The sequence below is a fragment of the Roseburia intestinalis L1-82 genome (assembly GCF_900537995.1).
In the GTDB taxonomy this organism is placed as follows: domain Bacteria; phylum Bacillota; class Clostridia; order Lachnospirales; family Lachnospiraceae; genus Roseburia; species Roseburia intestinalis.
This window is the reverse complement of sequence record NZ_LR027880.1, coordinates 4,173,563-4,189,846: the sequence shown is the minus strand read 5'-3', so window position 1 is coordinate 4,189,846 and position 16,284 is coordinate 4,173,563. Positions and strand designations below refer to the sequence as shown.

Annotated in this window: 18 protein-coding genes; 12 read left to right on the top strand and 6 right to left on the bottom strand. The window is 40.6% G+C overall.

The genetic code is table 11. The annotated features are described in order from the left end of the window. Positions 1 to 87: 87 nt before the first annotated feature. The 4 genes from RIL182_RS19720 to RIL182_RS19705 all read right to left on the bottom strand — a co-directional run bounded on the left by RIL182_RS19720 (position 88) and on the right by RIL182_RS19705 (position 4,545). A complete protein-coding gene (locus RIL182_RS19720; RefSeq protein WP_006855385.1) occupies positions 88 to 1,920 on the bottom strand; it encodes a glycosyl hydrolase family 18 protein in 1,833 nt (610 codons plus the stop codon). Between the two features lie 251 nt (positions 1,921 to 2,171). Then, positions 2,172 to 2,372, bottom strand: a complete 201-nt coding sequence (locus tag RIL182_RS19715; protein ID WP_006855384.1) for a hypothetical protein — start codon at positions 2,370 to 2,372, stop codon at positions 2,172 to 2,174. 138 nt (positions 2,373 to 2,510) lie between these two features. Further along, entirely contained in the window at positions 2,511 to 2,915 is a 405-nt protein-coding gene (locus tag RIL182_RS19710; protein ID WP_006855383.1) for a hypothetical protein, read from the bottom strand. 190 nt (positions 2,916 to 3,105) lie between these two features. Beyond that, positions 3,106 to 4,545 carry a serine/threonine protein kinase gene (locus tag RIL182_RS19705; protein ID WP_006855382.1) on the bottom strand — a complete coding sequence of 480 codons (1,440 nt, stop codon included), beginning with the start codon at positions 4,543 to 4,545 and terminating at the stop codon, positions 3,106 to 3,108. 126 nt (positions 4,546 to 4,671) lie between these two features. Here RIL182_RS19705 and RIL182_RS19700 point away from each other — a divergent pair, with 126 nt between their 5' ends. Continuing rightward, entirely contained in the window at positions 4,672 to 5,550 is an 879-nt protein-coding gene (locus RIL182_RS19700) for an adaptor protein MecA (RefSeq protein ID WP_006855381.1), read from the top strand. A 132-nt stretch (positions 5,551 to 5,682) separates the two neighbouring features. Here the strand turns inward: RIL182_RS19700 and RIL182_RS19695 are convergent, their stop codons facing one another. After that, positions 5,683 to 5,892 (bottom strand): DUF1858 domain-containing protein, encoded by a 210-nt coding sequence (locus RIL182_RS19695; RefSeq protein WP_006855380.1) that lies wholly within the window; start codon positions 5,890 to 5,892, stop codon positions 5,683 to 5,685. A 280-nt stretch (positions 5,893 to 6,172) separates the two neighbouring features. Here RIL182_RS19695 and RIL182_RS19690 point away from each other — a divergent pair, with 280 nt between their 5' ends. Both RIL182_RS19690 and RIL182_RS19685 read left to right on the top strand, forming a co-directional pair. Then, complete coding sequence (locus tag RIL182_RS19690) at positions 6,173 to 7,633, top strand: flagellin N-terminal helical domain-containing protein (RefSeq protein WP_044998449.1); 1,461 nt, start codon at positions 6,173 to 6,175, stop codon at positions 7,631 to 7,633. A 15-nt stretch (positions 7,634 to 7,648) separates the two neighbouring features. Next, positions 7,649 to 8,125, top strand: a complete 477-nt coding sequence (locus RIL182_RS19685) for a flagellar export chaperone FliS (protein ID WP_022111842.1) — start codon at positions 7,649 to 7,651, stop codon at positions 8,123 to 8,125. Here the strand turns inward: RIL182_RS19685 and RIL182_RS22220 are convergent. Continuing rightward, complete coding sequence (locus RIL182_RS22220) at positions 8,089 to 8,286, bottom strand: DUF2508 family protein (RefSeq protein WP_241070994.1); 198 nt, start codon at positions 8,284 to 8,286, stop codon at positions 8,089 to 8,091. The two genes, RIL182_RS19685 and RIL182_RS22220, sit on opposite strands and share 37 nt — an antisense overlap. A 203-nt stretch (positions 8,287 to 8,489) precedes the next feature. On the opposite strand from RIL182_RS22220, the gene RIL182_RS19675 reads away from it, so the two are divergent. The 9 genes from RIL182_RS19675 (at position 8,490) to RIL182_RS19635 (ending at position 16,282) form a co-directional block, all read left to right on the top strand. Next, positions 8,490 to 8,762, top strand: a complete 273-nt coding sequence (locus tag RIL182_RS19675; protein ID WP_006855375.1) for a pro-sigmaK processing inhibitor BofA family protein — start codon at positions 8,490 to 8,492, stop codon at positions 8,760 to 8,762. A 107-nt stretch (positions 8,763 to 8,869) separates the two neighbouring features. Next, entirely contained in the window at positions 8,870 to 9,310 is a 441-nt protein-coding gene (locus tag RIL182_RS19670) for a prepilin peptidase (RefSeq protein WP_006855374.1), read from the top strand. Then, positions 9,303 to 10,352: a P-loop NTPase family protein gene (locus RIL182_RS19665; RefSeq protein ID WP_006855373.1), complete on the top strand. Its 1,050-nt coding sequence runs from the start codon at positions 9,303 to 9,305 to the stop codon at positions 10,350 to 10,352. Before RIL182_RS19670 ends, RIL182_RS19665 begins: the two co-directional genes overlap by 8 nt. Continuing rightward, entirely contained in the window at positions 10,333 to 11,583 is a 1,251-nt protein-coding gene (locus tag RIL182_RS19660; RefSeq protein ID WP_006855372.1) for a CpaF family protein, read from the top strand. Before RIL182_RS19665 ends, RIL182_RS19660 begins: the two co-directional genes overlap by 20 nt. Further along, complete coding sequence (locus RIL182_RS19655; protein ID WP_006855371.1) at positions 11,584 to 12,321, top strand: type II secretion system F family protein; 738 nt, start codon at positions 11,584 to 11,586, stop codon at positions 12,319 to 12,321. Positions 12,322 to 12,360: 39 nt separating this feature from the next. Further along, the gene (locus RIL182_RS19650) at positions 12,361 to 13,605 is read left to right on the top strand and encodes a type II secretion system F family protein (protein WP_242863460.1); all 1,245 of its coding nucleotides are present in this window, start codon (positions 12,361 to 12,363) and stop codon (positions 13,603 to 13,605) included. 83 nt (positions 13,606 to 13,688) lie between these two features. Further along, a complete protein-coding gene (locus tag RIL182_RS19645; protein WP_015561190.1) occupies positions 13,689 to 13,859 on the top strand; it encodes a Flp1 family type IVb pilin in 171 nt (56 codons plus the stop codon). Continuing rightward, positions 13,856 to 15,394, top strand: a complete 1,539-nt coding sequence (locus RIL182_RS19640) for a DUF5702 domain-containing protein (RefSeq protein WP_006855368.1) — start codon at positions 13,856 to 13,858, stop codon at positions 15,392 to 15,394. The genes RIL182_RS19645 and RIL182_RS19640 overlap by 4 nt, the downstream gene beginning before the upstream one ends. Before the next feature lie 9 nt (positions 15,395 to 15,403). Beyond that, positions 15,404 to 16,282, top strand: a complete 879-nt coding sequence (locus RIL182_RS19635; protein ID WP_006855367.1) for a TadE/TadG family type IV pilus assembly protein — start codon at positions 15,404 to 15,406, stop codon at positions 16,280 to 16,282. Positions 16,283 to 16,284: the final 2 nt, after the last annotated feature.

The window sequence follows — 16,284 nt, the reverse complement described above, 5'->3', positions numbered from 1 at the left end:
AAACCCCGGAGTATCGTTTTTATAAAATATTCACGATATCCGGGGTTTATGTCATAATAAAATGATTGAATATTTGAATGATTGTATTTAATTGATGTATTTAATGATAGTGTCCCAGATAGAAGGCAGCTCTAAACCAAGTTTCCAGAAGGAGCCGCCGGCAAGCTGGTTTTCCTGAAGGACTTTTAATTTCTCTTCCAGGGAAGCAGCATTCTCCACCCATATTTTGTAAGTGATACCATTGTTTTCGTATTGTACATAATATTGACCGTCAATGTCTGACCATACCGGTTCGGCAGCATTTGTACTGATCAGTTTTTGAATCTCTGACATGCTTGTTGCATAGGAATCCAGTGTAAAAAGCTGATAGCTGTCGGCTGAGTCACTGGTGCCAGCAGCTTCATCGGCAGCCTGGGCATCGGCAGCAGCATTGTCTGTTTCATCAGTGTCGTTATTATTGTTATCGGATGTCTGTGTTGTGCTGTCAGCACCTGTGGTGTCATCAACAGGTGTCTCGGACCATACACGGGCATAAAACGGCATGCCTAAGATCAGCTGATCTGCCGGAACTTCTTTTAAGGTATTGGCAACGCCTTCTTTTACAAAGCCGATCGAAGCTACAGATCCTGCTTCCTCAGAACCGGCATAATGTTCATCGTATGCCATGACAACAACATAGTCTGCAAAAGTTGCCTGTTCTGCGCGATTATAGAATGCAGTAAAACTACTGGGAACATAATCGTCCACGGAAAGAACAATGCCATTGTTTGCACATTTTAATGACAACTCCCGTATGAACTGAATATAAGAGTCACCGACTTCAGAACTTAATGCTTCAAAGTCAACATTGATACCGTCAAAATTATATTGAATAGCTGCGGAGATCAGGTTATTGATCAGGTTCTCACGTTTGGATGTATAAGTTAAAACGGATGTGGTGTCGACATCTTTGTTTTCCAGATTGCTTACAAGTGCCCAGACTTCAATACCTTTCTGGTGGCAGTAATTTACATAGTCGGAGCTTGCAAGTGAGGCAATGTTTCCGTTATTGTCATTCAGGTAAAACCATGTAGGGGAGATAACATTGATCCCCTTGGTGTTCTGAAGCACGGATGCAATGGTTGTATTGGCATCTGCGTTTGTGATCTGATGCCATGCCATATTGATCTTAAAATCTTTTTTTATATGTGTAAATTCTTCCGCAACATAATCGCTGGTCAGCGTTTTTGTGGATGTTGCGCCAAGTGCTTTTGATTTGATATATCCGATGATTCCTTCTGCAGTGGATACTTTTGTCCAGGTATCTCCTGTTTCTAAAACAGTAACTTCCGTGTTTTTGCCAATATCTGCGAGGATCGGACTCTTGATGCCGCCTTTTTGACGGAGCTGTGTTTTTTGCTTCGCCGGCGCAGTGGTGTAGTCACCCCAGGCAGTCGTAAGAATTACACGGTTTGGTGAGTCAAGTACTTCATAGGAGAAATCGGAGTACAGTTTTAAAAAGTCGATTGCGATATATGCAGTCTGGGCATCCGCCTTGACAATTGGGTGATCTAAGGAATGAGAATCCTTTGTCACATAATAGCTGGTACTGTCTGCATCCGCAGAAATCAAATCTGTTGCAGTTGTGTAAAGAAGTTTGTTTTCATTGTGATCCCAGTAAAAACGGTCATTCAGATAAGAACATACAGTTTCATAATCAAGATAGACAGTTCCGTTAAGGAGTTTTCCTTTTGCGTCGAGAATCTGGTTATCTAAGATCAGGGCTACGTCCTGTTCGCCGGACAGATTATAATAATCAGATAAATTCATATGTTCTTTGGAAGGTGTATATTTTTCTATGATGCTTCCGAGAAGCATAAAACAGATAATGACGACGATCAGAGCGCCGGCAGCCAAAATAGGGACAAATTTTTTCTTCATGTTAAGAACCCTCTTCTTCTTAAGAATTATCGTTTGTGTTCCTATTGTAGCATAATGATATGTAAATTCAAAGTTATTTACTCTTATTTTACGGCAGAGCTTATGTTCGGTAAAACTCTGCCGTTTCTTTTTGTCGGATTTGTATATCGTCTTAGATATTTTTTCTTATTCTGACCGGGTGGGCATTGAGGTACTCCATCCCTGTCAACTGTTATGATACCGGATCTGTCTGCAAAATGTACAGACCGTTATCAAAGGTTCGTTTTTTTGATCTTATCAAAATGTAATTCTGTTAACACCCCCTCGTTGAATATATAATCTCTCATGTAAGAATTTTCTTCTGTGACGGAAAGCTCTTCTGTGACCTCTTTTGAATTGCTTGGCACACCTTCGAACCAGATGGTTGTCCCCATATGTTCTAAGGAAGAGAGCTCTAAATAAAGCTTTTTCATATGTTTAGAATCCAATGTAGTTATCCCCCGTTATTACTTACTGTATGACAAAGCGGATCAAAGTCCTTTGTTCCCAAAAGGAAATTCGCTGGTTACAATTATGTGATATATTAAAAAAATGTTTTGTGCAGAAACTTTTCAGCAGATAAATTCCTGCAGAATGGAAAAGTGTTCTTTCTTTATATAAAATGGATCCGGAATGGATGGAACACTGCTTATGGAAATCTGATAAAGACGGGAAAAATCACGAATCTGTTTTGGACTTTCCGTTCGTGTTAGACAGTAAAAACCTTCCCCAAGGTTTGTATAGTGACTGATCGATTCTAATAATTCCCGATATTGCCTGATATTCCATGGTGCGAGACTTCCGATGACAAGTTTTCTGTCACAGCGCAGAAATTCATTGATACAGCATTCATTAAAACTTCCAAAATCAAGGAGCAGGATATGGTATCCCTGATTATATAGCTCCGGCAGTTCGTCCGGTGTTATGTCCGGATAGTAATCTACTCCATGAATGTCAAAAACAGTCCGGTCACCCATAAACCCGCATCTGCATGGGAGCGTGGTTTCAGAGGGAATCGTTGAAAGGTTTTTTCTCTTATGCAGCTCTAACAGTGCAGTTTTTTTATGCAGTTTGGAATGGCACAGGTTTGAAAGTGTAATTGCAAGGTGTGTTACACCGGCACCGGCTGTGCAGCCTAAAATACCTATGGTAAGTCTCTTATTTAAGTCAGTTTTTCCGATGTTCCGGATGATGTATCAGCTCCTTTCGTTGTAGAATTTGCATAATAAGACGTTCCTTCTCTGGAGTCACATAAAAAGGATTGGTGTCTTCAGGAAAACAATAGACCGGATTTTTCAGATATCTGGCATATTTTTTTGCAGCATTTTTATTGCCATGGTTGCAGATATATATGTAAGATCCAGTATTTTCAAGCCGGCTGATAAAAGACAGTGTATCTGCAAAATCCCATGGACTGCCGCTTAACAGGATAAATGTCAGGTCGAAATGACCAAAGTCAGAATATTCGCTGGTGTGAGTGCCAAAATCCCTTACCCGGATGACAGATGGTAAAACAGGATCTTCAATTCCGGGACCATAACAGGGAGTGGCGGTAAAATTTTTTGACTGAAAGATTCCCTCGTGTTCTGTGAGCGAAATCCCTGTCTGGGTCATGGATATAAGGTTGTCAGAATGATCCATTGGTATATAACAGCAGGGAATATGTCTGTGATTCAGTGTGTTTACCAGGGATACTGAAAAAAATGTTGCACCGGCACCGGAACGGCTGCCGATCACGGCTATGTTTTTTATGAGATGTGCAAATGAGTGACACGCAGAATATCTCTTTTTGGATGACTGTCGGAAGATAAGACCTTTTTTGACCGGATTTTTTTCCCCGGCAAGTTCTGACAGTGCAAGCATAAGATCTGTGGCTGTCTGGTATCTGGAATCCGGATTCCGGTCGGCCGCTTTTTCTATAATATGCGTGAGTGTTTCAGAACAGTCAGGTGTGCATGCTCTGGCGAGTGCTTCTAACACTTTCCCAAGAGAATAGATATCGGAAGCTGTAGTTACGGTATCTCCGTTAAGAGCTTCCGGCGCTGCATATCCTTCTGTTCCGTATAACTGGAAATTTTTACCGAAAACGGTAATAAATGAAGCAATTCCAAAGTCGATTATTTTTACCTGATTTCCACATAATATAATATGCTCCGGTTTTAAATCCTGATACAGGATAGGGTATGGAGATAAATGATGCAGATAATCAAGAACGGCGCAAATCTGCATGCCGTAATTTATGAATTGTTCCTCTGGAATTATTTCCTGATGGAGAATAAGATCCTCCAGTGAATCACCCTGAATAAATTCTTCTATCATATAAAAAAAATGATCGTCTTCGTCGATATCATATATGAGGGGGATGCCAGGATGATTAAGATTCTTCAGAAGGCCGGCTTCCTTTAAAAGCTGTTCTTCTGAAAAGTTGGAAGTGTTTCGTGCCGTGTCTTTGGGGATACACTTAATAGCACGATAAACTTTCAGTTTGAGATGTTCGGCAAGATAGACAGTGCCGCTGCTGCCGGCACCAAGAGTCGAAATGATACGGTATTTGCCAAACAATAATTTGGTATCTATGCGATATCCGCTCCTTTCTGGGCGTGTCATATTCGCATCTCATGCATAGTTTATATCATGAATTATTTTACATTGCAACTTCTTTTGTAATGTTTGTGTAATATATACAAAGATTAATGCTTATAATACAGCATATGTTACAGAAAAAAAGCAGTTATGGTTTTAGAAAGTTTTAATAATGGTATACTTTACATCGATATTGCATTTGTTTATAATAGATGTACAGTTTACAAGGTTTTCCGGATAAAAGGAAGTGATTGTATGAAAATTGAAAAAGTAAATGATAATCAGATTCGCTGCACACTGACGAGAGAAGATTTAGTAGAACGTCAGATCAAGTTAAGTGAGTTGGCATATGGCACGGAAAAAGCGAAGATGCTGTTCCGTGACATGATGCAGCAGGCAGCATACGAGTTTGGGTTTGAGGCAGATGATATTCCGCTGATGATAGAGGCGATTCCGCTTTCGGCAGATACCATTATATTAGTCATTACAAAAGTAGAGTATCCGGAGGAGCTTGATACGAGATTTTCCAAGTTTTCTGATCCGGATCCTGAGGATTTATATGACGATGCTATTGTTGGTGGAAATGCTCCGATTTCCGAGGGGGCAGATGATATACTTGGATTATTCAAAAAACAACAGGAATTGAGAAATGCAGCAAAAACGCAGCAGAATAGCAATTTCGTACCGTCAGATGGCGGTCAGAAAGAAAAAGAAGATCCGGTCAAGGTCCTTGTAGACATTACGAAATTGTTTATGTTCCAGAATCTCACTGAACTGTCAAAACTTGCGGCTGTGTTAGGCGGTTTTTACAAAGGTAAAAATGACCTGTATGAGGATGTTGCAACACACAGATATTATCTTCTGGTAAGTAAGAGCAGCCAGTCACCGGAGGAGTTTAATAAGGTGTGCAATATTTTATCTGAGTATGGAGCCCAGCAGGCATATTCACCTGCGACGGAGGCTTTTTTTGGCGAACATTACAGACTGGTGATAAAAGGAAAAGCGCTGCAGATGCTTGCCGCATTATAACTGACGGACGATGATTTTATGAACGATAGATCAGTTTGATATCAGAAAAGGATCGTGAAGATGAGCAAAATCATTTTCACGATCCTTTTCTGATGTAATCATTTTTACCTGTAAGATGGTATTCCAAACTTACTATGCAAGGTCTTTTGCAAGAAAATCATTGATCTCTTTTACAAGAGCATCCGGCTCAATTCCATGAACCATAGCGGCCTCTTCGATGGTCTCCATCTGGGAAGATGGGCATCCGAGACAATGCATACCGATATTTAAAAGAATTGGCGCGATGTTTTCGTCAATCTGAAGCAGTTCGCCGATCATAGTAGATTTTGTTACCTGTGTCATATAGTCCTCCTTATAAAAAAATAGGTGTTTTTAGTTTTTATCACAGCTTATTATGCCTGGATGTGGTCATTATAATACGAATCGACAGGGATTGCAATCAGTTCCAACGGAAGTACGAAAAAATAAACATGGAGAATCCGTGAAAAAATTTATGATTTTTCAAACAATCTGCTCTTTAGAGAAAGTGTGTTGAAACCGATATATACAGCAGAGAATTGGGACATGGAATGTCGGAAATACAGCATGGATGCGTGGCGGAGACAATAGAAGGAGAAACAGAATGAGAATTAATTACAATGTGTCAGCAGCGATTGCGAATAAACATTTACTTGGAATTGAGGATAATTTAAGTGCATCGATGGAACGGCTTTCATCGGGACTTAAGATCAACCATTCCAAGGACAATCCGGCAGGAATGGCTATTTCCAACAAGATGAAAGCACAGATTGATGGTTTAAACCGGGCTTCCCAGAATGCATCGGATGGTATTTCTGTTATTCAGATCGCAGATGGTGCGCTGAGTGAAACGACCAGTATTTTACAGCGTATGAGAGAACTTTCCGTGCAGGCAGCGAGTGATGCAACAATGACACCGGCGGATAAAGAAGCAATCCAGAAAGAAATCACTTCATTAAAAGATGAAGTTGACCGTATTTCTACAGATACAGAGTATAACAGCAAAACACTTTTAGATGGTTCATTAGATACCAGGGTTTACACCAAAAATGCAACAAGAGTGGACATTTCTGATCATGTGAAAGCAGGACAGTATCAGCTTTCCATTGATACTGCAGCTACACAGGCCGGACCGGTAACAGCAAATCAGAATTATAATTCCACAGCACCGGTCGGTGCGTCCGGAACAATGAGTATTAATGGTTCTAAAGTAGAGATAGAGGCAGCCGACACCTATGCGGAGGCTTTTGAGAAGATCAGAAATGCAGCAGAGACTGGTGAAACAACCGTTAAGATTGAAAAGAATGGAGCACTTTCATTTACCGCAGAACAGTACGGAATGTCAAGCATCTTAGAGATCGCATTTGATGATAAGCAGCTTGCTAATGCACTTGGATTTACAGCAGACGGAGGAAACAGTGTTGTAGAAGATCCAGAGAATAAAGGCAGCTATGTATACGGACAGATTCAGAATGGCAAAGTGATCGTACCTTCCGGTACAGATGCCGAAGTAACGCTCACAAAACCGAGTGATGGAACCGGATTTGGTGATACAGCTACGGTAAAAACAGATGGAAATAAGATTACGGTTACAGACAGAGCCGGATTTGAGATGTCATTTCTTGCTGATGCAGGTTATACGGGTAAGCTGGATTTTGATGTCACGGATATCGGAACGATGGCACTTCATATTGGAGCAAATGAGGATCAGGAAACAAGAGTGCGTATTCCGGAGGTTTCCTGCAAGAGCCTTTACATTGATGATGCAGACGTGACGACTGTAAATGGAGCAGGCAGAGGTATCACACAGTTTGACGATGCCATTTCAAAGGTCAGTGAAGTGCGTTCAAGACTTGGTGCATACCAGAATCGTCTTGAGAGTACGGTATCAAGCCTGGATACGTTTGAAGAAAATATGACAGGAGCCCAGTCACGACTGACAGATGCGGATATGGCATCGGAAATGACAGATTATACACATCAGAATGTATTAAATCAGGCAGCAATCTCTGTTTTGACACAGGCAAACGATCTGCCACAGCAGGTATTGCAGATTCTGCAGTAACAGGAGGGATCTGTTTTGAAAAAAGAACAGATAATGGATTTTACAAGAAGGATCAGTCAGAGTAACAGGGGTGGTCTGGTCATTGTGATTTATGACATATTTTTTGCATATATGGAAGATACAAAAGAGGCACATGATAACGGAGAATGGGAAAATTATAAGACAGCATTGCGGAATGCCTCAAAAACTATCAGTGAATTGATCTCATCGCTTGATTTTTCCTATGAACTTGCAGGAGAGTTATATCGCATCTATGTATTTTGCAGGGAGACACTTGCAAAAGCAATGTATAAAAGGGATTTAAAAGAGGTTGAACTTGCGGAGAACCTGATGAAGAAACTTTACACGGCGTTTGCGGAGGTAATGAAAGAGGATACCTCCGCACCGCTTATGCGTAATACCCAGCAGATTTATGCCGGATATACGTATGGAAAAAATGATTTGGTTGAGACGTATCAGGATTTTGATACTTCCAGAGGATTCTTAGTATAGGAATCCTCTATTTTTTTTATACTAGCGAGTAAAAATTTATAGCGCATTTGCACAGAATATAGTTCATAAATGCAGCAATCAATCATGTCCGGGTCAATTACATTTTCTAAATTACGGTATGCATCCTGCAGATCCTGCGCAGTCTGATGGAGGTCATTCATTAGCACTGTGTAATGCGCATCATTTGTTTTTTCTGGTTGAAAAAAACGAAACATAATATTCCTCCGTCTGAAAAATTCTTTATTTTTAGTATAATCACGAAATTTCCATTCTATACAAAAAACGGAAAAATTGTAAGAAATTATTTGCATAAAATATGTCCGGATGAATAAATTTGATAAAAAGAAGAGAAAAGGATATCTATATGCAGCAAATACAGGGAGAATGGGCAATCATAGGAGTTCTTGGTATGGTCCTTTTTATTGTTGTAATCGGGAAAAAAATACAGATGCTGTTAAATTTTATGATTCGTATTGTTTTAGGCGGAATCGGGATTATTTATGCAAATGATTTTTTTACTTCACAGGGAATAGCGATTAGCGTGGGATTAAATCCGGTAAGCCTTTTGACAATTGGAATCCTTGGTATAGGCGGGTTTGCGCTGCTTTATGGAATTTTGGCATGTAAATTTTTGTGAATAGTCTACAAAGATAGGCTGTTTTGTAAAAAAGTATGGACAAACAAAAAAAGCATTGCTATAATTCGACTTACAAACTACGAAAGAGGTGATGAATTGGGGAACTAATGAATCTTACATTGCTGACGCATCTTACGTTAGCGGTGGTGATGGATTTTGGAAACGGCAGGATCAGTAACCGGCTGATTGTTTCCGGATTAATTTGGGGACTTGCATTTCGACTGCTGGGGGAAGGAAGTGCAGGTGCAGTTCATTTTCTGATGAATATATCTATTCCGGTTATCTTATTATTTCTTTTATTTAGTCTGTGCATACTGGGTGCAGGCGATATCAAGTTATTTTCCATTGCAGGAGGTTTTCTGACACTGACACAGCTTTGCTATCTGATACCTGTGGCGTTTGTTGTGGGGGCAGTGATAGGAGCAGGAAAGATCGTTTACAAAAAAGTAACGGTTGGTTATGCAATTGGGACAAAGACATTCATGCATTTTTCAACAGCAATTTTAATTGGATATTTTATCGTGGTCTGGGGGTGGGGTATTGCATAAACTGGATGTGGCATTCTGCGATACGAATGAAACGTACGGGGAAAGATTTGCTGCATATCTGATGGAACATAAGGCAAAGGAATTTACGGTTCATTTATTTCCGGAGCCGGAATTATTTTTACAGAAAATAAAAAATGAAAAATTTGATCTGGTTTTGCTGGGGAGTGGATTTTCAGAATTTGGCGAACAGGCAGTTTTGTCGGGAATGACCGTGCTGATCCTGTCAGAAAATATACCAGAGCGTCTGTCAGAAGATAATTCTTATCTGCAGTCGGGGAGAAAGCTGACGGTCATTTTTAAATATCAGCCAATGGAGGCGATCCTTCATGAAATGATGGTAGTGACAGGAGGGAAAAAAGCGGGAAAGGAATCATTTACAGACAGATTAACCAAGCTGGAGATAATAGGGGTATATTCTCCAATCGGTCATGAAATGCAGATGCCGTTTTCTATGGTACTGTCTTCTGTACTGGCAAAACAACGACGGATATTGTATATCAATCTGATGCAAAATACCGGATTTTTACAGTTGTTTGACAGTCAGGCAGAATACGATATCGGGGATCTGACCCTTCGATTGAGAAGGGGAACAACAGAATCAGAACAGTTTTTTCAGAGCATATATGAAATGGGAGATTTTTCGTATGTAGCACCATTTCGCAATCCTGAGCAGCTGGGGGAGTTTCAGATGGATGATTACCGGAAACTGCTGGCACATCTGGAAGAAAATACAAAGTTTGATACGGTTGTATTTGATTTTGGAACTGGGATTCCATCCATAGCGGCGTTTCTGGAAGAATGCAGCAGTATTTATTGTCCGGTAAAAGAAGGATATTTCTATGAATGCCAGAAAACGGAATTTGTTCATTATCTGGAACAGGTAAAGCCGGACGGAATGTCCGAACGGTTACAGTTTGTAAATCTTCCGTTTACCGCAAAAGGAATCCGTGGTGGGGGAAATATGTTAGAACAGCTTGTCTGGAGTGAATTTGGAGATTATATAAGAGACTATCTGGCAGGGGATGCTTATGGAGAAATATAGGTGGAGTGAAGAAATATTTGATGATTTAAGATCAAATATCATAGCAGCACTTGACTTGTCCAGAGAACAAAATGATGAAGAAGTTTGCCGGTTTATTGAAAAGGAAGTGGAAGAATACTCCAGAAAAAATCTGTTAACTCTGAAAGAACGGGAACAATTAGAACATTTATTGTTTAATTCTTTAAGAAAGTATGATGCGATTCAGGAATTATTAGAGGATCCTGAAGTGACGGAGATTATGATCAATGGAGCGTCCCGTATTTTTTATGAGAAAAAAGGAAAATTATTTCGGGCGCAGACACATTTTTCATCTGAGCAGAAATTGGGTGATGTGATACAGCAGATGGCAGGAAACAGTAACCGTATGGTAAATGAGGCATCTCCAATCGTGGATACAAGATTAGCAGATGGATCGCGTGTAAATATTGTGCTTTCGCCAATTTCCATAGACGGTGCTGCAGTATCTATCCGAAAATTTCCACAAACACCTATTTTAATGGAAGATCTGATACGGATAGAGTCAATTACAGAGGAAGCCGCAGCATTTTTAAAAGTGCTTGTGATGGCAGGATATAACATATTTATATCAGGAGGGACAGGCTCCGGAAAAACAACGTTCTTAAATGCGCTGTCCCAGTATATTCCGAGGGAGGAAAGGATCATTACGATTGAAGATTCGGCAGAACTCCGGCTTGTCGACAAACCAAATCTGGTAAGACTTGAAACAAGAAATCAGATGTTTGAAGGAGTAAAACCGATTACGATACGGGATCTGATCCGTACGGCACTTCGAATGCGGCCGGAGAGAATTGTGGTTGGTGAGTGTCGTGGAGAGGAAGCGCTTGATATGCTGCAGGCAATGAATACCGGACATGATGGAAGTTTATCTACCGGGCATGCAAATTCCTGTCGGGATATGATGAGTCGTTTAGAAACAATGGTGCTGATGGGAATGGAGCTGCCGCTTACTGCGATACGAAGTCAGATTGCATCCGGACTGGATATTCTGGTTCATCTTGGGAGAATGAGGGATAAAAGCCGTAAGGTCCTGACAATTACAGAAGTGACTGGTATGCAGGAAGGGGAGATTGTGTTGAAAGATCTGTATCGTTATGTGGAAAAACCATCGGACGGAGAAACAGTCTGTGGAGAATTACAGCGGGTAGGTACACTTTTTAATCAGGAAAAATGTAAAAGAGCAGGAATCACACTTCCTGGTACAGGAGAATAAATGGATTATCGTAAATATCGGTGTAATCTGTGGGAACGACTGGGGTGTCTGGCAGCAGGGACGGCAGTCGCAGCAGCGATCGCGTGGCTGTTTTACCGTTCATGGTATGGAATGGTGCTGGTTATTCCTGTAAATTATCTAATCGTTTCTTATTACAAAAATAAAAAAAGAGATGAACGTGCAAAAAAGCTGATGATTGAATTTCGGGATGCGATCCAGGCCGTTGCAGCGGCATTGCTTGCAGGATATTCCATTGAACATGCATGGAAAGAAGCGGAGCGGGAAATTATGGATCTGTATGGAAAAGAGGCAATGATCACTAAGGAATTGATTCAGATGAATGCAGAAATAAAATTAAACCGGAATGTAGAAGAGATTCTGCATGATCTGGCAGTGCGGAGCGGTGTGGAAGAAATCCAAAGTTTTGCAGAGATTTTTGGTTTTGCAAAAAGGAGTGGGGGAGACTTCCCTCAGATTATCCGGACAACAGCAGCACGCATATCCGCAAAGATAGAAGTAGAGAGGGAAGTGGATACAGTCATTGCCGGAAAGAAGCTGGAGGGGAAGATTATGAGTGTGATGCCATTTTTTATTCTCGCCTATCTGAATCTTGCATCAAGAGAATTTATCGATCCGTTGTATGGCAATCTGGCAGGTGTTCTTGTCATGAGTGCAGCATTATTGGTTTTTGTGGGGGCAATGGCAATAAACAGACGAATTTCAGATATCAGGGTGTAAGGGGAGAAACGGATGATTTTGTGTATTGGAGTTTTGTGCGTGGCAGTTTTGGTGCCGGTTGTGGGAAGAAAAAAAGTATCATCAGAAGTAAGACGTGCGGCAGTTGTTATGATTTTAGTATCGGCTCTTGCAATTTTAGCACAAATTTCAGAAGAAATGGAAAGCGGTGGAATAGAATTAGAACTTGTGCGCCCATCATATGGGGAAGGGGATTATGAGGAAGAAATGACGGTCGATGCAGAAGGTATTTTAGATGGGTATTCCTATCAGGTGGTGGTTCCGGAACGTATTTTGTCGAAACAGGAGGAACAAAAATTACTTGAGGCTGCACAGCAGGAAATTGATGATGAATTTGTGAAAAACAATGGGGAAGTGCGGGAAAAGGCAGAGATAAGAAAAAATTACCAGGAGGGAGCGGTAAGCGCAGACTGGGAATTTGAACCGTATGATGTAGTGGACGATGAAGGGAGAGTGGTTGAGGAAAATATACCCGAAAATGGGATTCTGGTAAAAGCTGCAGTAACGTTAAGATGCGAATCATCAGAGTGCATCAGTGAACGGTATTTTCGTGTAATGCCAAAGGAGCTTGATGAAGAACACAAAATGATCCGTGAAATAGAGAATTATTTAAAGAAGCAGTCAGCAGATCCGGGGGATAGCATCAAACTTCCGGAGCAGCTAAACGGAAAAAAACTGATCTGGAATACCAAAAAAGAACATTTATCTGAAAAAATTCTGTTCCTTGGAGGGGGAATAGTAATCATCCTTCCTTTTGTGGAGCAATCGCGTAAAAAAGAAAGAGAAAAGAAGCGCAAAGCGTTGTTGGAACTGCAGTATGCGGATATGGTAAGTAATCTGGTACTTTTACTTGGCGCAGGAATGACTGTTTCTAAAGCATGGAACAGATTGACAGAAAATTATATGAATGAGCGGCAAAAAAGGACAATTTGCAGAAAAGAAGTCTATGAAGAGATGCAGCGGACTTCATTTGAAATAAAAAATGGAATGGGGGAAGAACGTGCTTATGAGCGTTTTGGAGAAAGATGTGGCGGCTACCGCTACCGCAAATTTGGCAATCTTTTGGCGCAGAATCTGAGAAAAGGAAGCAGGGGTCTGACAAGGCTGTTAGAGCAGGAGGCGGAAGATGCCTTTGAAGAACGAAAAAGTATGGCGCGAAAGCTGGGGGAGGAAGCCGGGACAAAGATGTTGTTTCCGATGATTCTGATGCTCGGTGCGGTGATGTTAATACTGGCATTTCCAGCTATGCGTTCCATGGAATTATAATTTAAAACAAAGGATTTGCCGGTAAAGTGTGTAATGATCATTTCATGAAATTATGGATTGTAAGATTAGAAAGGAGAAATTGTATGAAGGGGTTTAAAGAATTTTTAGGGGAAGAAGACGGGGTGGCCATTATTGAGATCGTGTTGATACTTGTTATTTTAATTGGGCTTATCGTTGTATTTAACACGAAAATCAAGAGCTTAAATACAAAAATTCTTAAGAAGATAACAATAGAGAGTAACAAATTGTTATGAAGACAGAGGAAGAAGGAAGTCTGACCATATTTTCTGCCCTGAGTCTGTTGTTGATTTTATCTTTTCTGCTTGCATTACTGGAAGGAGCAAGGGTATCGGGATTGCAAATGATGGATACCCTTGCGGCAGATACAGGAATGGACTGTGTGGCAGCGGAATATCAGACGGTATTATGGGATAAATATCATTTACTGTATTTGGATGGTGCATATGGTTGGGATCAGTTTGATGAGAATAAAGTGAGCTCCCGTGTCATGGACTATGTGGCTGGAAATTTGTCTGAAACCGGGGAAAACAGTGTGTTTCGAACAAAGCTGTGCGAAGCTTCCCTGCTGGAATATATGTTTGCAACGGATAATGATGGTACAGGTATGCTGCGTCAGGCATCTGCATATATGAAGAGGCATCTGCCGGAGGATGTTGCAAAGAAAATGTATCAGCAATATCAGGATGGAAAAAAGGCGGAGGCAGATGGAAAAACAGAATATAGTGTAGAGGATGCAGATCAGGCCATCATAAATGCAAAAAAGGAAAAAGAACAGGCGGATCAGAATGCCAAAGAGGGTGCGCCGCAGGAGGAGGCTGGAGAAAAAAACATCCAGGACAATGAGAATAATCACGCACAGGATGCAGAAGACAGCAAAAAGGAAAGCCCAATCCAGATTGTCCTGCAATTAAAACAGAATGCGCTCCTTGGAATGACGGTATCAGATATGTCGTCTTTATCGGCGAAAGCAGTTGAAGCAAAAGATATGGTTTCGAACAGACAGTGTGAAACTGGGCGGTATGATATGAAAAAGGCAGAAAAAATGAATGTATCTGATCGTGTCATGGTACTGGAATATATTGGAAAACATTTTTCGGATTATACAGAGCCGGGAAAAGGAGATCTAACTTATGAGATGGAATATATCCTGTGTGGTAAAGATACGGATAAGAAAAACCTGGAATCATCCATAGAACGTCTGATGCGGATGCGCGAAGCTGCAAATGTTGCACATATTATAGCGGATAGAGAAAAATTAAATCAGACATTAATGATTGCAACATCACTTGCCGGTTTTTCCGGGAATCCGGCAGTTGTCAAGATTGTTCAAATTGGTGTGGTGGCAGCGTGGGCATATGTGGAAAGTATACTTGATCTGCGAACTCTTCTTTCCGGTGGAAAAATTTCACTCATTAAAAGTGCAGCAGAGTGGACCACGGATCTAAAAAAGCTGGGTGAAATAGTGACGGGTGAGGGAAAAGCAAGAGAATGTAAAAACGGCTTATCCTATCAGGCGTATATAAAACAGCTGCTATTTGCGATGAAAGAGAAAAAAATGGCATATCGTATGATGGATATCATGGAACTTGCCATGCAAAAGGAGCAGAATGGTAAAAATGCCAGAATGGATCATATGATAGACAATATGATCTGCGAACTGCGGTTTGAAGCTAAGCCGTTATTTGCAAAGAGAAGCTTATATGGAGATATGGAAATGGGGGGATATACGTTTTTTAAAAGACAGAAACTGTCATACATAAATGAATAAGGAGGGGATATGGCGGTGTTTCTTACAGAGAAGGGAAAAAAGAAATATAAAATATACAAAAAAGGATCTCTCCCGGAAAGTAATAATATTCTTTCTCATCAGGCGGAGGCCTGCCGCCGTCAGGAGACACCGCCATGTCTCTGGCTGGAAGGATCATTTACATTAGAGGCGGCTGTTATCTTGCCGGTTATGGCATTATTTTTTGTAATGATTCTAATGTTTTTCCGGGTAATGCAGGTTCAGATGGATGTACAAAAGGCATTGGATGATACCGGGCGTAAACTTGCAGTTATGGCAGCGCAGGAGGGTGAAGATCATGAGAAGATCGTTGGGATGGCTGCAGCAAATGTACTTTTCAAGAAAAATATAAAGAAAAGTGACAATATCAACCACTATGTAGTTAATAAAGTGGCAGGTATTAATCTTTTGAAATCAAAATTCACGGAGGATAAAATTTATCTTGTAGCATCTTATGGTGTCAAAATGCCGGTGTGGCTGCCCGGAAAGCCGTATCTTAAAATCAGACAGCATGTCATTTGCCGTAAGTGGACAGGATGGGTGGAAGATAACGGTAATATGGAGATATGGGTGTATGTGGCAGAAAAGGGGAGTGTATATCATACATCGAGAGAATGTACATATTTGAAATTATCAATATCAGCTGTTAATTATACAGATATAAAGAATAAAAGAAATAAATATGGAGAAAAATACCGCGAATGCGAAGTCTGCGCGGAAAAAATAAAAGGCAAAAATACGGTGTTTATTACAGATCAGGGAAACAGATTTCATTATGATTTAAATTGTGGTGGAATTAAACGCACAATTTATATGATACGTCTGTCAGAAGTGGGAAATAGAAAAAAATGCAGTAGATGCGAAACTTAGAA

Bases quoted from the DNA above. Each gene is read 5' to 3' on its own strand.
- RIL182_RS19700 (WP_006855381.1), top strand. From the start codon at position 4,672: ATGGTTTTAGAAAGTTTTAATAATGGTATACTTTACATCGATATTGCA.
- RIL182_RS19670 (WP_006855374.1), top strand. From the start codon at position 8,870: ATGAATCTTACATTGCTGACGCATCTTACGTTAGCGGTGGTGATGGAT.
- RIL182_RS19675 (WP_006855375.1), top strand. From the start codon at position 8,490: ATGCAGCAAATACAGGGAGAATGGGCAATCATAGGAGTTCTTGGTATG.
- RIL182_RS19655 (WP_006855371.1), top strand. From the start codon at position 11,584: ATGGATTATCGTAAATATCGGTGTAATCTGTGGGAACGACTGGGGTGT.
- RIL182_RS19690 (WP_044998449.1), top strand. From the start codon at position 6,173: ATGAGAATTAATTACAATGTGTCAGCAGCGATTGCGAATAAACATTTA.
- RIL182_RS19710 (WP_006855383.1), bottom strand. From the start codon at position 2,915: ATGGGTGACCGGACTGTTTTTGACATTCATGGAGTAGATTACTATCCG.
- RIL182_RS19635 (WP_006855367.1), top strand. From the start codon at position 15,404: ATGGCGGTGTTTCTTACAGAGAAGGGAAAAAAGAAATATAAAATATAC.
- RIL182_RS19720 (WP_006855385.1), bottom strand. From the start codon at position 1,920: ATGAAGAAAAAATTTGTCCCTATTTTGGCTGCCGGCGCTCTGATCGTC.
- RIL182_RS19705 (WP_006855382.1), bottom strand. From the start codon at position 4,545: ATGACACGCCCAGAAAGGAGCGGATATCGCATAGATACCAAATTATTG.
- RIL182_RS19645 (WP_015561190.1), top strand. From the start codon at position 13,689: ATGAAGGGGTTTAAAGAATTTTTAGGGGAAGAAGACGGGGTGGCCATT.
- RIL182_RS19660 (WP_006855372.1), top strand. From the start codon at position 10,333: ATGCTTATGGAGAAATATAGGTGGAGTGAAGAAATATTTGATGATTTA.
- RIL182_RS19695 (WP_006855380.1), bottom strand. From the start codon at position 5,892: ATGACACAGGTAACAAAATCTACTATGATCGGCGAACTGCTTCAGATT.
- RIL182_RS19640 (WP_006855368.1), top strand. From the start codon at position 13,856: ATGAAGACAGAGGAAGAAGGAAGTCTGACCATATTTTCTGCCCTGAGT.
- RIL182_RS22220 (WP_241070994.1), bottom strand. From the start codon at position 8,286: ATGAATGACCTCCATCAGACTGCGCAGGATCTGCAGGATGCATACCGT.
- RIL182_RS19715 (WP_006855384.1), bottom strand. From the start codon at position 2,372: ATGAAAAAGCTTTATTTAGAGCTCTCTTCCTTAGAACATATGGGGACA.